This window comes from Arsenicicoccus sp. UBA2120 (assembly GCF_002330965.1).
In the GTDB taxonomy this organism is placed as follows: domain Bacteria; phylum Actinomycetota; class Actinomycetes; order Actinomycetales; family Dermatophilaceae; genus Arsenicicoccus; species Arsenicicoccus bolidensis.
This window is the reverse complement of the sequence record NZ_DCYC01000108.1, coordinates 1-20,949: the sequence shown is the minus strand read 5'-3', so window position 1 is coordinate 20,949 and position 20,949 is coordinate 1. Positions and strand designations below refer to the sequence as shown.

Below are 20,949 nucleotides of genomic sequence, written 5' to 3'. Positions count from 1 at the left end.
CCACGGTGCAGGATGGGTGGCATGACCCACACCCCCGTCCCCGAGCTGACCGACGGCGTGGTGCTCCTGCGGGCGCACACCGACGCCGACGTCCCGGCGATCGTCGAGCAGTGCACGGACCCCGCGAGCCTGCGGTGGACGACCGTCCCGCGCCCCTACGACGCGGGTGCGGCGCAGGCCTTCCTGGCCATGACCCGTCAGGAGTGGGCTCTCCCCGACCGGGGACGCTGGTGGGCCATAGAGTGGCTCGACCACCCCGACGGCGCACCGGATTTCGCCGGGACTATCGACCTGCGACCCCGGGGCGGTGGCAGCGCAGAGGTGGGCTTCGGGCTCCACCCGCAGGCCCGCGGCCACGGCCTGACGGCGCGCGCGCTGCGCCTCGTCTGCCGGTGGTGGTGGGAGCAGGGCGGGGAGCGCGTGACCTGGATGGCGATGGCCGGCCACCTCGCCTCGTGGCGGGTCGCCTGGTCGTGCGGGTTCGCACGGCACGCGACCCTCCCGGGCTATCTCCCCCACCCGGACGGCTTGGCGGACGCATGGGTGGCGAGCGTCGGGCGGGAGGACGACCTGGACCGGCCGGCGTCCCTGTGGCTCGACCCCGTGACGCGCGAGTCGAGCGACGTGCGCCTGCGCGCCTGGCGCGACGACGACGGGGCGAGCTGCGAGCCGGGCGACTCCCCGACCCACTTCATGCCGCCGGGGGCCGAGCCAACACCGTCGACCTTCGAGGCGTGGGTGCTGCGCCGGCGGGTCCGGATGTCGCTGGGGCAGAGCGTGCACTGGTGCATCGCCGACACCGCCGGCGACCGCGCACGCGGCGACCTGTGCCTCATCCTTGAGGGGCAGCAGCCGGGGACCGCCGAGATCGGCTACGTGCTGTTCCCGTCGGCGCGAGGGCGCGGGCTGGCCTCGGGCGCCGTGCGCCTCGCGATCGAGCACGCCTGGGCGGACGCGGCGGACGGCGGGCTCGGCCTGCGGCGCCTCCTCGCCTCCACCGTCGCCGACAACGACGCGAGCGCGCGCGTACTGCAGCGCGCGGGGTTCGCCGAGTGGGGCCACGAACCGGAGTTCTGCGCCCGCGACGACGGGTCGTACGACGACATGCGGCACTGGGTCCTGCTGCGCGGCGCCTGACCCCCGCCGTCAGCGCGCCGCGGCGCGCCGCACCCAGGCGAGCAGGCCCTCGCCGACGAGGTCGGTGGTGGCGGCCAGGTCCTCCGGCGCCCACCACCGTGCCTCGTCGATGGTGGCCTGCTCGACCGCGTCCTGCCCGGACAGGTCCACGTCGGTGGAGCGGACGCGGACGGCGCAGATGACCTGCCGCTGGTCGAAGGTCACGCTCCCCCAGGAGAACTCGATCGCCTGCTCCCCCAGCACCTCGACGTCGCCCGGCCCGGCGAGCAGCCCGACCTCCTCCCGCAGCTCCCGCAGCGCAGCCGTCACCGGGTCCTCGCCCGGGTCGATCTCGCCGCCGAGGCTGAACCACAGCGGGTGCTCCCGGTCGTCCGGGTCGACCCCGTGCAGCAGCAGCACGCGGCCCGAGGGGTCGACGGGCAGGACCCGAGCCGTATGCCGGGTGCGCCGCGGGGTCGCCGTCTCGGGTCGGGCCACCGGCAACGGGGCCAGCGCCTCGAGCCGCCCCGGCTCGCAGCCCGCCGCCACGAGGACGTCGCGGATCACCTCGCCCTTGGCCCGCGTGCAGTCGTCGTGGTCCGCGTCGTCGGCGTGGGCCTGCGCGGCAGCCGTCTTGACCGCGGCGTAGCGCTCGCGATGCTGGGTGGACTCGCGCAGCAGGTCGCGGAAGCGGATCGGGTAGTCGTGCCACGGCGTCCCGGCCCGCCGCACGTGCAGGATGGACGGCATCCCCGGGTCGGGGCGGTAGTACAGCCGCTTGCGATAGTCCTCCTCGGCGCACGCACCCGGGAACATCTCGAGGTCCCGGTCGACGCCGGGCGAGTCGGGCCGAGACCCCACCGCTGGCAGGTAGCCGCACCGCAGGAGCGCCTCGTCGAACGCGCCGCCGGCAGCAGGGATCTCGTCGACGCCGAGCTGCAGGTCGACGAACGCCTTGGCGAGCAGCCCCGGCACCGCCGTGGACCCGATGTGCTCGTAGCCGAAGCCACCCGAGCCACCGCGATCGACGCCCGCCTCGCCGAGCGCCCGCGCCAGGCGGGACAGCTGACCGTGCGCGACGACGCCCCAGCGCTGGTCGTGCTCGACGAGCCGCGCCGGCGCGGGTGACGGCCCCGTGAGCCCGGCCAGGCGGCGGGCGAGCGGCTCGATCCGCTCGCCCCAGAGACTGTCGACCAGCGCGTCCCGCGTCACGCCGTGACCCCAGTTGAGCATCACGTCGCTGCCCGCGAGCGGCGCCCCCGGCGCGGCCAGCACAAACGGCGCCACCCCGGCGGCCTCGACCACACAGACAGTGACGAGGCCGGGCGACGGAGCTGCAGCGTCCAGCGCACGCAGCCGGTCCGCCACGAGGTCGGCGTCGGTGCCCGAGACGATCTCGACCCGCACGGGCTGCACCACGTCGGTCACCGTCAGCCGTTGGCCAGGCAGGCCGGCCCCAGCAGCGCCTTGAGGTCGCCGAACAGCGCCGACGTCGCGTCCACCCGGAAGTTGTCCTCCAGCCGCATCAGCACGGACCGGCCGGGCTGGGTGAGCTTGACGTGCACCTCGGTCGTGCCGGGGTGGTTGAGCAGGACGTCCTTGAGCGCCTCGGCCATGCCGTTGGTCGCCCGCGTCATCGGCAGGTTGAGCACCACCGGCCCGCGCGGACCCTCGTGCAGGTCAGGGAGCGTCAGGTCCTGCGCATAGATGGAGGTCGACTCGTCCCGCTTGTTGACCCGCCCGCGCACGACCACGACGGTGTCCGGCGACAGCATCGTGGCGACGGTCATGTAGGTCGACGGGAAGAACAGGCACTCCACGGCGCCGTCGAGGTCCTCGACCGTGGCGATGGCCCACAGGTCGCCCTTCTTGGTGCGCTTGAGCTGCAGCCCGGTGATCAGCCCGGCGATCGTCACGGTCGCCCCGTCCGGCTTGCCGTCCTCGCCGTTGAGGGACGCGATGGACGTGTCCGCCGCCTGGTGCAGGATGTGCTCGATCCCGAAGAGCGGGTGGTCGGAGACGTAGAGCCCGAGCATCTCGCGCTCGTACTGCAGCGTCACCTGCTTGTCCCACGAGTGCGTCGGCACCGGCGGCATGCCGGCGAACGCGTCGGCGCCACCCGCATCGTCGTCGTCCGCCATCGCGAACGCCGCGAACAACGAGTCCTGGCCGGCCGCCTCGCGGCGCTTGACGTCCACCAGGGCCTCGACATACGGCTCGTGCACCTCGGCGAGGCCCCGGCGGGACTCCCCGAGGGAGTCGAACGCACCGGCCTTGACCAGGGACTCGATGGTGCGCTTGTTGCACACGACCGCCGGCACCTTGTGCAGGAAGTCCTTGAACGAGGTGAAGGCGCCCTTGTCCTCGCGGGCCTTGACGATCTCGACCACGACGTTGGCGCCGACGTTGCGGACCGCCTCCAGGCCGAAGCGGATGTCCTCGCCGACGGCGGCGAAGTAGCCGATGGAGTCGTTGACGTCCGGCGGCAGCACCTTGATGCCCATGTGCCGGCACTCGTTGAGGTAGAGCGCGGACTTGTCCTTGTCGTCGCGCACGCTGGTGAGCAGCGCCGCCATGTACTCGGCGCGGTAGTTGGCCTTGAGGTAGCCCGTCCAGTAGGACACGACGCCGTAGGCCGCGGTGTGGGCCTTGTTGAACGCGTAGTCGGAGAACGGGAGCAGGATGCTCCACAGCTTGGCGACCGCGTCCTTGGAGAAGCCGTTGTCGAGCATGCCCTGCTCGAAGTTGGCGAACTCGGCGTCCAGCACCTCCTTCTTCTTCTTGCCCATGGCGCGGCGCAGCAGGTCGGCGTTGCCGAGCGTGTAGCCGGCGAGCTTCTGCGCGATCTCCATGACCTGCTCCTGATAGATGATCAGGCCGTAGGTCATGGACAGGATGGGCTCGAGCGCCTCGGTCAGCTCGGGGTGGATGTAGTCCACCTCCTGCTTGCCGTTCTTGCGCAGCGCGAAGTTGGTGTGCGCGTTGGCGCCCATCGGGCCGGGGCGGTAGAGCGCGAGGGCGGCGGAGATGTCCTCGAAGTTGTCGGGCTGCATGAGCCGCAGCAGCGAGCGCATGCCGCCGCCGTCGAGCTGGAAGACGCCGAGGGTGTCGCCGCGGGCCAGCAGGTCATAGGTCGCCGGGTCGGTCATGTCCTTGGACAGGCCGTCCAGGTCGATGGTCTCGCCGCGGTTCATCTCGACGTTCTTGATGGCGTCGTCGAGGATCGTCAGGTTGCGCAGGCCGAGGAAGTCCATCTTGACCAGGCCGAGCGTCTCGCAGCTCGGGTAGTCGAACTGCGTGATGATCTGCCCGTCCGCCTCGCGGCGCATGATGGGGATCAGGTCGATCAGCGGCTCGCTGGACATGATGACGCCGGCGGCGTGCACGCCCCACTGGCGCTTCAGCCCCTCGAGGCCGCGCGCGGTGGCGACGACCTCCTGGGCCACGGGGTCGGAGTCGTGCATCGCGCGGAAGTCCGCGGCCTCGGCATACCGATTGTGCGCGGGGTCGAAGATCCCCGACAGCGGGATGCCCTTGCCCATGACGTCCGGCGGCATGGCCTTGGTGAGCTTCTCGCCGACGGCGAAGGGGTGGCCGAGCACGCGTCCGGCGTCCTTGACGGCCTGCTTGGCCTTGATCGTGCCGTAGGTGACGATCTGGGCGACGCGCTCCTCGCCGTACTTCTCCGTGACGTACTTGATGACCTCGCCGCGGCGGCGCTCGTCGAAATCCACGTCGAAGTCGGGCATCGACTGGCGCTCGGGGTTGAGGAAGCGCTCGAAGATCAGACCGTGCGGCACCGGGTCGAGGTCGGTGATGCGCATGGCATAGGCGCACATCGAGCCGGCACCGGAGCCACGGCCCGGTCCCACCCGGATGCCGTTCTCCTTGGCCCAGTTGATGAAGTCGGCGACGACGAGGAAGTAGCCGGGGTAGCCCTTGCCGACGATGACCTCGGTCTCGAAGGCCGCCTGCTTGCGGGCGTAGTCCGGGATGCCCTCGGGGAAGCGGGCGTGCAGGCCGCGCTCGACCTCCTTGACGAACCAGCTGGTCTCGTCCTCGCCCTCGGGGCAGGGGAAGCGGGGCATGTACTGCCCCTCGCCCTCGCTGAACGAGATGTCGCACATGTCGGCGATGAGCAGGGTGTTGTCGCAGGCCTCGGGCAGCTCGCGCCACAGGTGGCGCATCTCCTCGGGGCTCTTGAGGTAGAAGTCGTCGGCGTCGAACTTGAACCGGTTGGGGTCCATCAGCGTCGAGCCGGACTGCACGCACAGCAGGGCGGCGTGGGCCTTGGCGTCCGCGGCGTCGGTGTAGTGGAGGTCGTTGGTGGCGACCAGCGGCAGGTCGAGCTCCTTGGCCAGGCGCAGCAGGTCCTTGTGGACACGCCGCTCGATGTCCAGGCCGTGGTCCATCAGCTCGCAGAAGAAGTTCTCGGCGCCGAAGATGTCGCGGTAGTCGCTGGCCGCCTGGCGGGCCTCGGCGTACTGCCCGAGGCGCAGCCGGGTCTGGACCTCGCCCGAGGGGCAGCCGGTCGTGGCGATCAGGCCCTTGCCATAGGTCTGGAGCAGCTCGCGGTCCATGCGCGGCTTGAAGTAGTAGCCCTCGAGGCTGGCCAGCGAGCACAGCCGGAAGAGGTTGTGCATGCCCTCGTTGTTGCGCGCCCACATCGTCATGTGGGTGTAGGCGCCGGAGCCCGAGACGTCGTCGCGACCGCCGTCGCCGAACCTCACCCGCGTCTTGTCGGTGCGGTGCGTCCCCGGCGTGAGGTAGGCCTCGATCCCGACGATCGGCTTGACCCCGTGCCGGGTCGACTTCTTCCAGAACTCGTAGGCCCCGAAGATGAAGCCGTGGTCGGTGGTCGCGACCGCCGGCATCCCCATCTCGGCGGACCGGGCGAAGAGGTCGTCGATGCGGGCGGCACCGTCGAGCATGGAGTACTCGGTGTGGTTGTGCAGGTGCACGAAGGACTTGCTGGAGGCTGCTGGCGAGGACATCGGCGGCAGTCTATGCCCGCGGTCCGACAGACCCCTCCCGGACATCCCGTATGCCGTCCCGCCGCCTCGACGGGCCGCCGTCAGGCGTCTCGGTCAGCCCTCGCGGAGCAGGTCCAGCGACCGCTGCAGGTCGGCCGGGTAGGGGCTCTGGTAGGTGACCCACTCGCCGCTGCCGGGGTGGGTGAAGCCCAGCTCGCGGGCGTGCAGCCACTGCCGGTCCAGGCCGACGCGCCGGGCCAGGACCGGGTCGGAGCCGTAGAGGGGGTCGCCGACGCAGGGGTGGTGCAGGGCGCTGAAGTGGACGCGGATCTGGTGCGTGCGTCCGGTCTCGAGGTGGATCTCGAGCAGCGACGCGTGGCGGAAGGCCTCGAGCACCTCGTAGTGGGTCACCGAGTGGCGGCCCTCCTGGCGGACCGCGAACTTCCAGTCGTGGTTGGGGTGCCGGCCGATGGGCGCCTCGATGGTGCCGACCATGGGGTCCGGCAGGCCCTGCACGACCGCGTGGTAGGTCTTGGAGACCGTCCGGTCGCGGAAGGCCTGCTTGAGCACGGTGTAGGCCCGCTCGGACTTGGCCACCACCATCAGGCCGGTGGTGCCCACGTCGAGGCGCTGCACGATGCCCTGGCGCTCGGCCGCGCCCGACGTCGAGATGCGGTAGCCCTCGGCGGCGAGCCCGGACACGACGTCCGGACCGTCCCAGCCGACGCTCGGGTGCGCGGCGCAGCCGGCGGGCTTGTCCACGACGACGATCTCGGTGTCGTCGTGGATGATCGCGAGGCCCGGGACCTCGCGCGGCACGACGGCCGGCGCGTCCTCGGACACCGGGTCGGGGAGGGTGGCCTCGAGCCAGGCCCCGGCGGTGACCCGGTCGGACTTGCCCGCGGCGCGGCCGTCGAGCTGGATGTGGCCGTCCGCGGCGAGCTCGGCCGCCTTGGTGCGGGACACCCCGAAGAGGCGGGAGACGGCGGCGTCGACGCGCTCGCCCTCGAGGCCGTCGGGGACGGGCAGCATCCGGACGTCAGGCATGGGTGTCCTCCTCGGACGGGGCGTGGTCGGTGGCCCGGGTGCCGTCGTAGGAGATCCCGAGGAAGGACAGCAGCGCGACGAGGATCGCTGCGGCGACGATCGCGATGTCCGCGACGTTGCCGATGAAGAACCCGTTGTAGTCGAGGAAGTCCACGACGTGGCCCTGGCCGAAGGACGGGGGCCGGAACAGCCGGTCGTAGAGGTTGCCGAGCAGGCCGCCCAGCACCAGGCCCCCCGCGACGGCCCACGGCACGCTGACGATGCGGCGGGCGTGCCAGGCGACCAGCACCCCGATGACCACCGCGACGATGGTCAGCAGCCAGGTCGTCCCGGCGCCGAGCGAGAACGCCGCGCCGGAGTTGAAGATGAGGTTGAGCCGCAGGAACGACCCCAGCAGGTCGCGCGGCGCGCCCGGCACGAGCGCGCCCAGCGCCCAGACCTTGCTCGCCTGGTCGGCGGCGAAGGTCAGGACGGCCAGCAGGACGAGCAGGGGCCAGACACGGCGCCGCGACGCACGGGTCGCCCCGGCGTCGCGTGCGTCGTCGTCGACGGGTGAGGTCACCGCTTCTGCGCGGACTTGCACGCCACGCACAGCGTGGCGCGCGGGAAGGCCTGGACCCTCAGCTTGGGGATGACCCCGCCGCAGCTCTCGCACACGCCCTGCAGGTCCGCGTCCACGCGCTCGAGCGCGTGCTGGTACTGCGCGAGGACGTCGCGCGTGTTGGCCGCCATCGCGGCCTCGTGCTCACGCTCGATCGCCTTGGACCCCACGTCGGCCTGGTCGTCACCCACGATGTCCTGGGTGTCCTGCACCAGGTCGACCAGATCGGTCTGGGCCTCGGCGAGCTCCCGCGTCAACCGGTCGATCTCACCCTGCAGGGTCTCGCGCAGCTCCGCCACCTCGGCCGTCGACCAGGTGGCGTCGTCAGCGGTGCCCTTGGTCGAGGTCGCGGTCGTCGACTGCCCTCCGGACTTGCCAGCCATGATGCCCTCACTTGCTCGTGGTGAGGTCGACGCCCCCCGGCGCCGACCGACTCGTCACGCCAACGGCGTGCGAGGTCTGCACAGGGTAGCCGTTCGACCCCCTGTGCGACAGACGTGCCTCGTTGTCTCAGCGCTGCTGCGGAGGCTGCTGCTGCTCCGGAGCGAGGCGGGCCTGCTCCACCTCCTGCAGCTGAGTCGTGAGGAAGGTCTTGATGCTGTCGCGGTAGGAGACCTCGTAGGCCCGCAGGGAGGCGACGGCCTGCTCGAGCGTGGCCTTCTCGGTGACCAGGGTCGCGAGGATGCTCTCCCGCTGCTTGGTCGCCTCGCCGATCATCGTCTCGTGCTGCGTGGTGCCGTCCGCGATGAGCTTCTTGTGGCGCTCCTGGCCCTCGGCCACCAGCTCGTCGTGCCGGCGCTGAGCCGTGGTGACGAGCTCCTCGCGCTTGCGGGTGCCCTCGCTGATCAGCGTCTCGCGCTGCTGGCGCGCCTCGGTCAGGAGCCGCTCGTGCTCCGCCTTGCCCTTGGCGACGTGCTCGTCGTGCAGGCGCTGGGCCAGGGCGATGAGGCCCGCGGCCTCGTCGGCGTCGCCGGACTTCTCCGGAGCCTTCGCCTGCTGGGCCTGCTGGGCGGCCGACCGTGCCTTGGTCAGCTCGGTGCGGGTCGACTCGAGGTCCTTCTCGACGGCCTGGAGCCGCTGGCGCAGCTGGGTGACCTCGGTGCGGGCGGCGGCGCTGGTCGCGCCACCGTCCGCCGTGGACTGGCGGGTCGCGTCGTCGGCGCGCTTGTTGGCGGCGGCGACCTCGGCGCGGAGCTTGTCGAGCTCGGCGGAGGGTGCCGCAGCGGCCCGGCCCTTGGCCGGCACCGGGGTCTGGCCCTTGCTTCGGGCCGTCTCCTCGTACTTGCGCTTGTAGTCGTCGCGCTCGGCGATCAGGTCACGCAGCTCGCTGACCACCTCGTCGAGGAAGTCGTCGACCTCGCGCTCGTCGTAGCCCCGTCGGAACTGGGTCGCCCCAAAGCTCTTCTTGAGCACGTCATCAGGCGTGAGCGCCATGTGTCCACCTCTTCGTTCGTCATGCGGTCGGGCCCGGAACCACCAAGGTCCCCGGGGCCATTCGTCAGAAAACCTACACCCTGGCCACGACCTGCATGAGGACGATCACGATGAGGAACAGCACCATGAAGGCCAGGTCGAGGGCGATGCCTCCCAGGCGCAGGGGCGGGATCACCCGGCGCAGGGCCCGCAACGGCGGGTCGGTGAGGGAGTAGACCCCCTCGACCAGGACGAGCACCACCCCGCGGGGTCGCCAGTCGCGCGCCAGCATCACGACATAGCTGAGGACCAGCCGGGCCATCAGCACCAGCCAGTAGAGCCACAGGAGGTTCAGCAGCAGGCCACGGATGCTCATGTCTACGGAGGTCCTTTGCCACCGACCCGGGTGTCCGGGGCGGTCGTCGTCGGGTGCGGGTCGCCGTCCAGCACAACGGCGCAGGACCCCGTGGCGTTCCCGGGGGCCTGCGCCTTCGCCCGGCTGGGGCCGGGCGGTGCGGGTGGCTCAGCTCTGGTTGAAGAAGCCGCGCGTCGACTGCGGCGCCTCGGACTCCTCGGAGGAGACCTCGACGTGCTGCGGGGTGAGCAGGAAGACCTTGCTCGTGACCCGCTCGATGGCTCCGTTGAGACCGAAGACCAGGCCGGCGGCGAAGTCGACGAGGCGCTTGGCGTCGTCGTCGGCCATGTCACCGAGGTTCATGATGACCGGCGTGCCCTCGCGGAAGGACTCGCCGATGGTCTTGGCCTCGTTGTAGGTGCGGGGGTGGATCGTCGTGATGCGGTTCATCGGGCCGACCTCCGGGTCGCGGACGACGCGCGCCACGGGGGTGCGCTGGGGCAGGTGGGCGACGGAGGCGCGGTGCTCCTCGCGGACCGCCGTCGCGCCCGCACGGTCGTCGGACCGCGCGTCGGAGCGGGCCTCGACGAGGTGCGGCTCCCGGCGGGCCGGCTCGGGCTTGTGCGCCTCGGCCGGGCGCGAGTCGCGGGCCCCGGCCTCCTGGCGGTCGTAGGTGTCGTAGTCGTCGTCCTCGGCAAGTCCGAGGTAGACCATGGTCTTGCGCAGCGCCCCAGCCATCGCGCATCTCCTGCTCAGTCGTCGGTCACGTCGTGCCGAACGCTACCGGGGCGCCGGGCGGGGCCCGAGGATTGCCGACCCGACACGCAGGTGTGTCGCTCCGTGGGCGACGGCCTGCTCGAGGTCGCCGCTCATCCCGGCGGACACCAGGGTCGCACGAGGATGCGCGGACCGCACCCCGTCGGCGACCCGGGCCAGGGCGGCGAAGGCCCGCTCCGGGTCTCCGCCGCGAGGTGCGACGGCCATCACGCCACGCAGCTCGAGGTGCTCCGCCCGGCCGACCTCGTCGGCGAGGGCCGGTATGCCGTCCGCCGGCGCCCCGCCGCGGGACCCCGAGGCGCGGTGGCCGCCGTCGGCGTGGCCCTGCTCGTCGGCCTCCCCTGGCGCGTCCAGATCCACCTGCAGCAGCACGTCCAGGTCGCGCCCGGCCTGCTCGGCTCCCCGGTCGAGGGCCGCGACGAGACGGGCCCGGTCGACGGTGTGGACGACGTCGGCCCAGGCGGCCACCTGACGGGCCTTGTTGGTCTGCAGCTGACCGACGAAGTGCACGGTGAGGGCGGCACGCTCGTCAGCGGTCAGCCTCTCCAGCTTGGCGGAGGCCTCCTGCGCCTTGTTCTCCGCGACGTCTGTCACGCCCAGCGCGAGCAGGCGGCGGACGTCCTCGACGGGGAAGAACTTCGTGACGACCACGAGCTGCACGTCGCCCCGGTCACGGCCGGACGCGGAGCAGGCGGCGACGATCCGCTCCTCGACGCGGGCAAGGGCGTCGCGGAGCTCGACCGAGCGTGCGTCCGTCATCAGGCCACCTCGCGTCGCAGCACGACTCCCCCGAACCGTCCGGTCGTGCCGGAGCGGCGGTAGGAGTAGAAGCGGGCGTCCTCGTAGGTGCAGCCGGGAACCCACGTCACGGCGACCCCCAGCCCGGCGAGCTGGGTCACGACGCCGGTGGCCACGTCGATCGATGGGGTCCCGGCCCAGGTGCGGGCCAGCACCTCCGGGACGACCCTCGCGGCCGCCTGCTGCATCTCGGCGGGCACCTCGTAGCAGCGACCGCAGACCGACGGGCCCACCACCGCGCTGATGGTGCGCGCCCCGAGGTCGCGCATCGCGGCCACCGTCGCGGGCACCACACCGGCCAGCATCCCGGGACGTCCGGCGTGGGCGGCCCCCACGACACCCGCCACCGGATCGGCGAGCAGCACCGGCGTGCAGTCGGCCACGAGCACGGCCAGGGCCAGTCCAGCCCGGGAGGTCACCATCGCGTCGGCCTCACCGGCCGACCCGTGGCAGGGTCCGTCGACCTGGACGACCTCGGCGCCGTGCACCTGGTCGACGAGGACCAGCGCCTCCGGAGCGACCCCAGCCGCCTCGGCGACCCGGCGCCGGTTGGACCTCACGGCGGTGGGGTCGTCGCCGACGTGGCTGCCGAGGTTGAGGCCTCCGGCGGCGTCGCGGCCGGCGGTGTACGGCGCGTCGCTCACGCCGTCATGGGCGTCGGTGAAGGCCCGCCACACGGGCCCGTCCTGCTGCTGGTGGGCGAACACCCCACGAGGGTAGCGGCACGCGAGGCCCCCGCCGGGTCGGCGGGGGCCTCACGTGGATCGGGGCGCCGGCTCCGTGAGGAGGCTCACGGGCCGAGTCCCTCCCTACTTCAGGAAGTCCGGGACGTCCAGGTCGGCGGCGTCGTCGTAGGTCACCTGGCGCGGGGGGCGCTGCTGGGGCTGCTGCTCGCCCTGCTGCTGCTCGGCCGGGCGGACCTGCCCGGGCGTGCCCTGCTGCGGCTGCTGCTGGGGCTGTCCCTGCTGCTGGACCGGCTGGGCCTGCTGCTGCGAGGGCTGACCCTGCTGCTGGGACTGCTGGGGCTGCTGGGGCTGCTGACCCTGGGCCCGCTGCGGCTGCTGCGGCGCCGGACGCTGCTGCACCGGCTGCTGCTGCTGGACCGGCTGCGGGGCCGGACGCTGCTGGGTCTGCTGCTGCGCGGGCTGCTGCGCGGGGCGCTGGGCCGGCTCCTCGCGGCGGGGCTGGGGGTCGCCGCCGTCGAAGCCGGCGGCGATGACGGTCACGCGGACCTCGTCGCCGAGGGCGTCGTCGATGACGGATCCGAAGATGATGTTGGCCTCGGGGTGCGCGGCCTCCTGCACGAGGCGAGCCGCCTCGTTGATCTCGAACAGGCCGAGGTCCGAGCCGCCCTGGATGGACAGCAGGACGCCGTAGGCGCCGTCGATGCTGGCCTCGAGCAGCGGCGAGGAGATCGCGAGCTCGGCCGCCTGGACGGCGCGGTCCTCGCCACGGGCCGAGCCGATGCCCATGAGCGCCGACCCGGCGCCCTGCATGACGGACTTGACGTCGGCGAAGTCGAGGTTGATCAGGCCCGGCGTCGTGATGAGGTCGGTGATGCCCTGGACACCCGACAGCAGCACCTGGTCGGCGCTGCGGAAGGCGTCGAGCATGGAGACGTTGCGGTCGCTGATCGACAGCAGGCGGTCGTTGGGGATGACGATGAGGGTGTCGACCTCCTCGCGGAGGTTGCCGATGCCGGACTCGGCCTGGTTGGCGCGGCGACGGCCCTCGAAGGTGAACGGACGGGTCACGACGCCGATGGTGAGCGCACCGAGGTTGCGGGCGATCTTGGCGACGACGGGCGCGCCACCGGTGCCGGTGCCGCCGCCCTCGCCTGCGGTGACGAAGACCATGTCGGCGCCCTGGATGACCTCCTCGATCTCCTGGGCGTGGTCCTCGGCGGCCTTCTTGCCGACCTCGGGGTCCGCCCCGGCACCCAGCCCGCGGGTCAGCTCGCGCCCCACGTCGAGCTTGACGTCCGCGTCGCTCATCAGGAGGGCCTGCGCGTCGGTGTTGATCGCGATGAACTCGACCCCCTTGAGGCCGACCTCGATCATGCGGTTGATCGCGTTGACACCGCCGCCGCCGATGCCGACGACCTTGATGACGGCCAGGTAGTTCTGTGGTGCTGCCACGGTGGGGCCTCTCCTGCTGGGGGCAACCAACCCTTAACCCTAAAGGTTGAGTGCAAGGTTATGGTTCTGTTATAGAGCGTCGAGAGAAAGGTACGTCCTGTCCGTCGCACGGAGCAACCTTCGACCAGGCGTGTTGCCACCCGCATGGCCCAGCGATGGCCCAGCGATCGCGTCAGGTCGTGGCAGGCGCGTGCGGAGCGCTGACGTTGACCGTGGCAGGAGCGCCCTTCAGCAGGGTCGACAGCACCTTGACCTTCAGCTGAGGTTCAGTGCTGTCCCCCCACAGCACCTTGGTCTTGCCGGCCTGGAAGGTCACCATGCTGGGGCCCTCGACCCGCACGGCCGACACGGTCGAGCGCAGCTCCGGCGGCAGGGCCGACAGGACCGAGATGGCCGTCTTGAGACCCTCGGGGGTGGCTGCGCCCTGGCTGGTCACGACCGGCACACCCTTGGGCGCCTCGGGAGTGGTGAGGTAGGCGACGCCCTGGCCGTCGACCAGCTGGACGTCACCCCCTCGGTCGAGGGCGAGGACCGGACGTCGCGGCTCCACGCGCACCAGGACGGTGCTCGGCCACCGCCGGGCCACGTCGACCGAGGCGTAGAGGGGCGAGCGCGTCACCCGCTGCCCCGGGCCCTCGAGGTCGACCCGGGCGAGGGGGACCCCGAGGGGCACGTCGGCGGCGCGGCGGACGGCCTCGGCCTGCGACCCCTGCACGCCCTCGACCACGACGGAGCGCACGGCCAGCACCGAGCTGAACCACACGACGTAGACGAGGCCGGCCACCAGTACCGCGGCGAGGAGGGTGAGCAGGATCGGACGCCAGCGCAGACGCCGGGCACTGCGAGCCCGGTCCTCGAACCGGGCTCGCGACGACCCACCCTCGCCGCGGCCGCCGGGACGACGGATCCTCACCGGCGGACGCCCTCCTCCACGGCTGCGAGGATCTGCGGACCCAGCTGCGTCACGTCGCCCGCGCCGACCGTCAGGACGAGGTCACCGGCCCGCGCGAGTCCCGCGGCCAGCGGGGCCGCCTCGGGCCACCCGGCGACGTAGTGCACCTCGCAGGAGGGGCCACCGTCGCGGGCCGCCAGGTCCCGGACCGCGTCGGCGACCAGGGCTCCGGAGACCCCGTCGACGGGGTCCTCGCGCGCGGCGTAGACGTCCATGACGACGACGACGTCCGCCGGGCGTAGCCCCGCGGCGAGCTCGACCGCGAAGTCCTGGGTCCGGGAGTACAGGTGCGGCTGGAAGACCACGACGAGCCGCGCGGGTCGCTGCACGAGCCCCGCGGCGGTGCCGACGACGGCAGCGACCTTGCCGGGGTTGTGCGCGTAGTCGTCGACCACGGTGACGCCGCCGATCTCTCCCTTGAGCTCGAACCGGCGCCGCGTGCCGGTGTAGGCCCCGAGACCGGTGGCCGCGCGGTCCGCCCCGACCCCGAGGCCGTGGTGGGCGGCGGCATACGCGGCCGTGGCGTTGAGGACGTTGTGCGCGCCCGGTATGGCGATCGCCAGCCGCACCTCCTCGTCGCCGTCGAGGACGCGGGCCACGGTGCGGAAGCCGTCCACCTCGTGCCCGAGCACCCGCACGTCGGCCGACACGTCCGTGCCGTAGGTGAGGACGCGCACCCCGCTGTCGGAGGCGCGACGGGCGAGCGCCGCCGACCCGGCGTCGTCGGCGCAGGCCACGAGCAGCCCGCCCGGGCGGATGCTGCGGGCGAAGTCGAGGTAGGCGTCCTGGACGGCCTCGAAGGTGCCGTAGTGGTCGAGGTGGTCGGGCTGCACGTTGGTGACGATCGCGACCTCGGGGTGGTAGACGAGGAAGGAGCCGTCCGACTCGTCGGCCTCGATCACGAAGGCCTCTCCCCCGCCGGCGTGCGCGTTGGTGCCGAGCCCGGCCAGCTCGCCCCCGATGGCGAAGGACGGGTCGGCGCCCGCGTCGATCAGCAGCGCGGTGAGCATGGACGTCGTCGTCGTCTTGCCGTTGGCACCGGCCACGGCCACCACCCGACGGGCGTCGGCGGCGCTGGCCAGCGCCTGCGACCGGTGCAGGACGCGCTTGCCCAGCCCACGGGCGCGGGCCAGCTCGGGATCGGTCTCTCGGGTCGCCGAGGACACGACGACGGTGTCGACCTGGTCCACGGACTCGGGCCGGGCACCCACGTGCACGTCGGCGCCCGCCTGGCGCAGCGCGTCCAGCACCGGCAGGTCCTTGGGGTCGGACCCGCTCACCGGCACGTCACGGCCGAGGAGCACCCGAGCCACGGCCGACATGCCCGCGCCCCCGACGTTGGTCACGTGCACGCTTCCCAGCTCAGAGATCGGGACGACGGGGGCCGTGAAGTCGAACCGGTCCTGGTGGACGCTCATCGACGTCACCGACCCTCTCGTGACGTGGAGGCAAACGCCTCTTCGACCAGGTCCGCGAGCCGGCGGTCGCCGTCGCGGGTGCCGACCTGGGAGGCGGCGGTCGCCATCAGGTCCAGTCGCTCCCGGTCCCGGACCAGCGGCACCAGGACGCGGTCGACCCAGGCGGGGAGCAGCTCGGCGTCGTCCACGACCAGGCCGCCGCCGGCGGCCACGACCTCGGCGACGTTGAAGCGCTGCTCGCCGTTGCCGATGGGCAGGGGGACGTAGACCGCGGGCAGGCCCACGGCCGTCAGCTCGCACACCATGCCCGCGCCGGCCCGGGAGACCACGAGGTCGGCGGCGGCGAAGGCCAGGTCCATGCGGTCGGAGTACTCGCGCACGACGTAGGGCGCGCCGTCGCCGAGGGCCGCCGGCTCGAAGGTCTTGCCCGCCCCGGTGACGTGCAGCACCTGGATCCCCGCGTCGGACAGCTCGCGCACGCGGGCGGCGAAGGTGTCGTTGAGGCGCTTGGCGCCGCTCGACCCGCCCGTCACGAGGACGACCGGACCGCCGTCCGCGTCCAGGCCGAAGTGCTCGAGCGCCTCGGCGCGCCGGGCGGGGCGGTCGAGACCAGAGATCTCGGTGCGCAGCGGCATCCCGAGATGGCGGGCCCCGGGGAGCCGCGTGGCGGCGAAGGTCGTCGCGACGAACCGCGTGAGGCGGGCCCCGAGCCGGTTGGCCAGGCCGGGGCGGACGTTCTGCTCGTGGATGGCGATAGGCAGGCCCCGGCGCCGGGCTGCGAGGTAGGCGGGGGTCGAGACGTAGCCGCCGAAGCCGACGACCACGTCCGCGTCGACCTCGTCGAGGATCGCGCCGGCCGCGTCGACCGCCGCCTTGAGGGACTGCGGCAGCCGGAGCAGCGCCGCCGAGGGCTTGCGGGGGAACGCGACCTTGGGGATGGTCCGCAGGGGGTAGCCGCGCTGGGGGACCAGCCGCGTCTCGAGCCCGGTGGCCGTCCCGAGCACCGTGACGCGCACGTTGGGGTCGCGCCGTCGGAGCTCGTCCGCGAGCGCCAGGAGCGGCGAGACGTGCCCTGCCGTGCCTCCGCCGGCAAGGACCACGGAGGCGGCTCGGCGGCCCGAGGGAGGGGTCGGGGTCGGGGTCGGTGCCGGGGTCGCGGTCATCGGTCGATCCTAGGGCGGTCGTCGCGGGCGGGCCGGGAGCGGCGCAGGCTGCGGGCCTCGCGGGCGCCGGGCTCCTCGCGGGCGAAGGCCATGAGCATGCCCAGCGCCGTGAGGGTGGAGATCAGGGCGGTGCCGCCGCCGGAGATGAGCGGGAGGGGGACACCGATGACGGGCAGGAGCCCGGTCACGGCACCGATGTTGATGCTGGCCTGCACCACCAGCCAGGTCAGGACCCCGGCCGAGGCGATGCGGACGAAGAAGTCCTGCGACCGGAACACCAGGCGGTAGCACGCGTAGGCGAGCAGGGCGAGCAGCAGCAGGACGGTGAGGGTGCCCGGCAGCCCGAGCTCCTCGCCGATGATGGCGAAGATGAAGTCGTTGCGGGACTCGGAGAGCCAGCCCCACTTCTCGGCGCTCTCCCCCAGCCCCTTGCCCCACCAGCCACCCTCGGCCAGGGCGTACTTGCCGTTGACCACCTGGCGGCACAGGTCGAAGTTGGTGGCGCAGCCGTCGCCGATCCAGGCGTCGATGCGCCCCAGCCGGTTGCGGCTGGTCAGCGTCATGACCGCCACGGCGGCCACGCCCAGCAGCGCCGCGAAGCCGAAGAACCGCGCCGACACCCCGGCCGCGAAGAGCATGCCCGCGACGATGGCGAGCAGCACCAGACCGGTCCCGAGGTCGTTGCCGGCGAGCTGCAGGCCGAGCAGCAGCACCGCCGCCGGGCCCAGCGGGATGACCGCGTGCCAGAACTGCCCGAGGCGGTCCTTCTTGCGGTCGAGGATCGCCGCGCCGAAGACCACGATCGCGATCTTGGCGAACTCCGACGGCTGCAGCTGGACGCCCGCCACCTGGATCCAGTTGCGGTTGCCCTGGAACTCCTGGCCCAGCCCCGGCACGAAGATCAGCGCCTGCAGGGCCAGGGACAGCAGGATCCCCGGCCAGGCCAGCCGCTTCCACACCCGCACCGGCAGGCGTGAGGCGACGACGCACAGGACCAGGCCGATGCCGGCGAAGAGCAGCTGGCGCAGGAACAGGTCGTAGCTGCGGATGCTCGAGGCCGAGAGGTACATGACCAGCCCGACGATCGTGAGGGCCGCGGTGACCGATGCCAGCAGGTAGTAGGTCGTGAGCGGGGTGTCGATGCTGTCGAGGAAGTCCACCACCCGGTCGGGCAGGGTCTCGCGCCCCGTGCGTCGCGCGCGGGACGCACCCGTCGGCGAGGCTCCGGGGCGGGTCGTCATACGGTGCTCCCTCCGAGCCGGCGCACCGCCTCGGCGAAGGCGTCGCCGCGGGCACCGTAGTTGTCGAACATGTCCATGGAGGCGGCCGCCGGTGCGAGGAGCACCACGTCGCCCGGCTGGGCCAGGGTGGTGGCCTCGCGGACGACGCGTGCCATGGCACCAGTGTCGGTGCTGTCCACGTCGACCACGGGCACATCGGGCGCGTGTCGAGCCAGGGCCTCGGCGATGCGGGCCCGGTCGCGCCCCATCAGCACGACGCCGGCCAGCCGGTCGGCCCGGGAGCGGACCAGGTCCTCGACGTCGGCGCCCTTCAGCAGCCCGCCGGCGATCCACACGACGCGCCGGAAGGCGGCCAGGGAGGCCGCCGCCGCGTGCGGGTTGGTGGCCTTGGAGTCGTCGACGTAGCGGACGCCGTCCACCGTCGCGACCTCGGCGATGCGGTGCGCCTCGGGCCGGTAGGCGCGCAGCCCGTCGCGCACGGCCATGGGACCGACGCCGAAGGCGCGGGCGAGCGCCGCCGCCGCGAGGGCGTTGGCGACGTAGTGCGGAGCGACGTCGGGCGCGTCCCCCTGCAGGTCCGCCAGGGTGCCGAGCTCGGCCGCGCTGGAGTGGCGCTGCTCGACGAACGCGCGGTCGGCGAGGACGTCGTCGACCAGGCCCACCATGCCGGGGGCGGGGACGCCGATGGTGAAGCCCACCGCCCGGCACCCCTCGACGACCTCGGCCTCCATCACCAGCAGCTCGGTCTGGGGGTCCTGCACGTTGTAGACGCAGGCCACCTGGGTGTTGTCGTAGACGCTGCCCTTGGCGCGGAGGTAGTCGTCGTAGGACCCGTGCCAGTCGAGGTGGTCGGGGGCGACGTTGAGGCAGGCGGAGGCCAGGGGCGACAGGGAGCGCTGCCAGTGCAGCTGGAAGGAGCTGAGCTCGACCGCGACGACGTCGTAGGGGGTCGGGTTCAGCATCACTTCCATGATCGGCGTCCCGACGTTGCCGGCGGCGACCGCCCGCGCGCCGGAGTGCCTCAGGATCGACTCGAGCATCGTCACCGTCGTGGTCTTGCCGTTGGTGCCGGTGACCACGAGCCACGGCGCCGCACCCTCGCGGGGGCGCATGCGCCAGGCCAGCTCGACCTCGCCCCACACGGGGATGCCGGCCTCGGCGGCCCGCACGAGCAGGGGGTTGTGCGGCGGCACGCCCGGCGAGGTCACGACCAGCTCGGTGCCCTCGGGGATCTCGTCGGTCGCGTCGTCGCCGAGGCGGACGTCCACGCCGAGGATGTCGAGGATGCGGGCGTGCTCCTCGATCTGCGGGGTCACGTCGGGGCTGTATGCCGTGACCACGGCGAGCCGCTCGCGCAGCGCGTCGGCGGCGGCGAAGCCGGAGCGGCCGAGGCCCACGACCAGCACGCGCAGGCCCGCCCAGTCGGCGTCCTTGTGGGTGAGGCCGGGACGCGGCTCGTAGGCGATGTCTCGAGGGTCCTCGTCGGGTCGGCCCTGGCCGGCTGGCACGTCCGTCACGCTCCCACGACCCATTCCGCGTAGAACAACCCGATGCCGAGCGCCACGAAGAGCCCGGCGATGATCCAGAACCTGATGACCACGGTGATCTCGGCCCAGCCGAGCAGCTCGAAGTGGTGGTGCAGCGGCGCCATGCGGAACACGCGCTTGCGGGTGGTCTTGAACGACCCGACCTGGATGATCACCGACAGCGCCTCGAGGACGAAGAGCCCACCGAGGACCACCACCAGCAGCTCGGTGCGGGTGCAGATGGCCAGGCCGGCGAGCGCGCCGCCGAGGGCCAGGGAGCCGGTGTCGCCCATGAAGATCTTGGCCGGCGAGCCGTTCCACCACAGGAACCCGAAGCACGCCCCCATGAGGCAGGCCGCCACGACGGCGAGGTCCCGGGGGTCGCGCACCTCGTAGCACCCCGCGCTGGGCGTGATCGCGCAGCTCTGGTTGGTCTGCCAGGTGCCGATGATGACGTAGGCGGCGAAGACCATGGTGCTCGCGCCGGTGGCCAGCCCGTCGAGCCCGTCGGTGAGGTTCACGCCGTTGCTGGTGCCCGCGATCATGAGGTTGGCCCACAGGACGAACAGGACGACCCCCACCCAGGGCAGGGTCGAGCTCACGTCGAGGTCGAGACTCGTGTCGCGCACGGAGGAGATGACGGTGGAGGCGGGGGTGAGGCCCCGGGAGTTCTGGAACTGCAGGACGAGCAGGGAGAAGATCAGGCCGACGATCCCCTGCCCGGCGAGCTTCTGCCACGAGCGCAGGCCCAGGCTGCGCTGCTTGGAGATCTTGATGTAGTCGTCGAGGAACCCAACGAGGCCCAGCCCCGCCATCAGGAACATCACCAGCAGGCCGGACGCCGACGGGGGCCACCAGGTGAGCAGGTGGGCCATCGCGTAGGCACCGAGCGAGGCCAGGATGATGACGGCACCACCCATGGTCGGCGTGCCGCGCTTGGTGTGGTGGCTCGTCGGGCCGTCGTCCCGCACGAACTGGCCGTAGTGCTTGCGCACCAGGAAGTTGATGTAGGCGGGGGTGCCCAGCAGGGCGACCAGCAACGAGAAGCCGGCAGCGATCAGGACGGCCTTCACGGCGTGGCCTCCTCGGGGGTCGAAGTCTCAGGCTCCACGTGAGGTGCACGCTCCTTGGGGTGAGTGCCGGCGCGGCGCTCGCGCAGCGCGTCGCCGAGCTCCTCGCGGTCGTCGAAGGGGTGGGTCAGCCCGGCGATCTCCTGGCCCTGCTCGTGTCCCTTGCCCAGCACCACGACGGTGTCGTCGGCGCCGGACGTGGCGGCCACGGCCTCGCGGATCGCGGTGGAGCGACCCGCCACGACCCGCACCCGGTCCTGCAGCGCGTCGGAGATGCCGCCGGCCACCGCCCCGCGGATGGCGGCCGGGTCCTCCGAGCGAGGGTTGTCGTCGGTCACCACGACGAGGTCGGCGACGGCGG

At 72.5% G+C, this 20,949-nt stretch carries 19 protein-coding genes; 1 reads left to right on the top strand and 18 read right to left on the bottom strand.

The features are described 5' to 3' along the window. Positions 1-21: 21 nt before the first annotated feature. On the top strand, positions 22-1,137 hold the full coding sequence (locus B2P18_RS18345; RefSeq protein WP_286961854.1) for a GNAT family N-acetyltransferase: 1,116 nt from the start codon (positions 22-24) through the stop codon (positions 1,135-1,137). A gap of 9 nt (positions 1,138-1,146) precedes the next feature. Here the strand turns inward: B2P18_RS18345 and B2P18_RS18340 are convergent, their stop codons facing one another. The 18 genes from B2P18_RS18340 to B2P18_RS18255 form a co-directional block, all read right to left on the bottom strand. Further along, complete coding sequence (locus B2P18_RS18340) at positions 1,147-2,535, bottom strand: GrpB family protein (protein WP_286961853.1); 1,389 nt, start codon at positions 2,533-2,535, stop codon at positions 1,147-1,149. A gap of 11 nt (positions 2,536-2,546) precedes the next feature. Beyond that, positions 2,547-6,110, bottom strand: coding sequence for a DNA polymerase III subunit alpha (gene dnaE, locus B2P18_RS18335; RefSeq protein ID WP_286961852.1), 3,564 nt, complete (start codon positions 6,108-6,110; stop codon positions 2,547-2,549). 93 nt (positions 6,111-6,203) lie between these two features. Continuing rightward, positions 6,204-7,136, bottom strand: coding sequence for an RluA family pseudouridine synthase (locus B2P18_RS18330; protein ID WP_029211437.1), 933 nt, complete (start codon positions 7,134-7,136; stop codon positions 6,204-6,206). Continuing rightward, entirely contained in the window at positions 7,129-7,698 is a 570-nt protein-coding gene (gene lspA / locus B2P18_RS18325; protein ID WP_019287201.1) for a signal peptidase II, read from the bottom strand. The genes B2P18_RS18330 and lspA overlap by 8 nt, the downstream gene beginning before the upstream one ends. After that, positions 7,695-8,120, bottom strand: coding sequence for a TraR/DksA family transcriptional regulator (locus B2P18_RS18320; RefSeq protein WP_019287200.1), 426 nt, complete (start codon positions 8,118-8,120; stop codon positions 7,695-7,697). Before B2P18_RS18320 ends, lspA begins: the two co-directional genes overlap by 4 nt. A gap of 127 nt (positions 8,121-8,247) precedes the next feature. Then, on the bottom strand, positions 8,248-9,171 hold the full coding sequence (locus B2P18_RS18315; RefSeq protein WP_239264832.1) for a DivIVA domain-containing protein: 924 nt from the start codon (positions 9,169-9,171) through the stop codon (positions 8,248-8,250). Between the two features lie 73 nt (positions 9,172-9,244). After that, the gene (locus B2P18_RS18310) at positions 9,245-9,526 is read right to left on the bottom strand and encodes a YggT family protein (RefSeq protein ID WP_019287198.1); all 282 of its coding nucleotides are present in this window, start codon (positions 9,524-9,526) and stop codon (positions 9,245-9,247) included. Positions 9,527-9,673: 147 nt separating this feature from the next. Beyond that, on the bottom strand, positions 9,674-10,243 hold the full coding sequence (locus tag B2P18_RS18305; RefSeq protein ID WP_019287197.1) for a cell division protein SepF: 570 nt from the start codon (positions 10,241-10,243) through the stop codon (positions 9,674-9,676). Between the two features lie 42 nt (positions 10,244-10,285). Continuing rightward, entirely contained in the window at positions 10,286-11,041 is a 756-nt protein-coding gene (locus B2P18_RS18300) for a YggS family pyridoxal phosphate-dependent enzyme (RefSeq protein ID WP_019287196.1), read from the bottom strand. Continuing rightward, positions 11,041-11,787 carry a peptidoglycan editing factor PgeF gene (gene pgeF / locus B2P18_RS18295; protein WP_029211438.1) on the bottom strand — a complete coding sequence of 249 codons (747 nt, stop codon included), beginning with the start codon at positions 11,785-11,787 and terminating at the stop codon, positions 11,041-11,043. Before pgeF ends, B2P18_RS18300 begins: the two co-directional genes overlap by 1 nt. Before the next feature lie 102 nt (positions 11,788-11,889). Then, positions 11,890-13,218, bottom strand: a complete 1,329-nt coding sequence (gene ftsZ, locus B2P18_RS18290) for a cell division protein FtsZ (RefSeq protein WP_286961848.1) — start codon at positions 13,216-13,218, stop codon at positions 11,890-11,892. Positions 13,219-13,390: 172 nt separating this feature from the next. Beyond that, entirely contained in the window at positions 13,391-14,131 is a 741-nt protein-coding gene (locus B2P18_RS18285) for a cell division protein FtsQ/DivIB (protein ID WP_286961847.1), read from the bottom strand. Then, a complete protein-coding gene (gene murC / locus B2P18_RS18280; RefSeq protein WP_029211441.1) occupies positions 14,128-15,588 on the bottom strand; it encodes a UDP-N-acetylmuramate--L-alanine ligase in 1,461 nt (486 codons plus the stop codon). Before murC ends, B2P18_RS18285 begins: the two co-directional genes overlap by 4 nt. A gap of 5 nt (positions 15,589-15,593) precedes the next feature. Then, positions 15,594-16,751 carry an undecaprenyldiphospho-muramoylpentapeptide beta-N-acetylglucosaminyltransferase gene (gene murG, locus B2P18_RS18275; protein ID WP_286958577.1) on the bottom strand — a complete coding sequence of 386 codons (1,158 nt, stop codon included), beginning with the start codon at positions 16,749-16,751 and terminating at the stop codon, positions 15,594-15,596. Further along, positions 16,748-17,992, bottom strand: a complete 1,245-nt coding sequence (locus B2P18_RS18270; RefSeq protein WP_029211443.1) for a peptidoglycan glycosyltransferase FtsW — start codon at positions 17,990-17,992, stop codon at positions 16,748-16,750. The genes murG and B2P18_RS18270 overlap by 4 nt, the downstream gene beginning before the upstream one ends. Then, positions 17,989-19,500: a UDP-N-acetylmuramoyl-L-alanine--D-glutamate ligase gene (gene murD / locus B2P18_RS18265; RefSeq protein ID WP_376783740.1), complete on the bottom strand. Its 1,512-nt coding sequence runs from the start codon at positions 19,498-19,500 to the stop codon at positions 17,989-17,991. Before murD ends, B2P18_RS18270 begins: the two co-directional genes overlap by 4 nt. A gap of 5 nt (positions 19,501-19,505) precedes the next feature. Next, a complete protein-coding gene (gene mraY / locus B2P18_RS18260) occupies positions 19,506-20,591 on the bottom strand; it encodes a phospho-N-acetylmuramoyl-pentapeptide-transferase (RefSeq protein ID WP_019287186.1) in 1,086 nt (361 codons plus the stop codon). Further along, a partial coding sequence (locus B2P18_RS18255; RefSeq protein WP_414630892.1) for a glutamate ligase domain-containing protein occupies positions 20,588-20,949 on the bottom strand: 362 nt, incomplete at its 5' end. The genes mraY and B2P18_RS18255, both read right to left, overlap by 4 nt.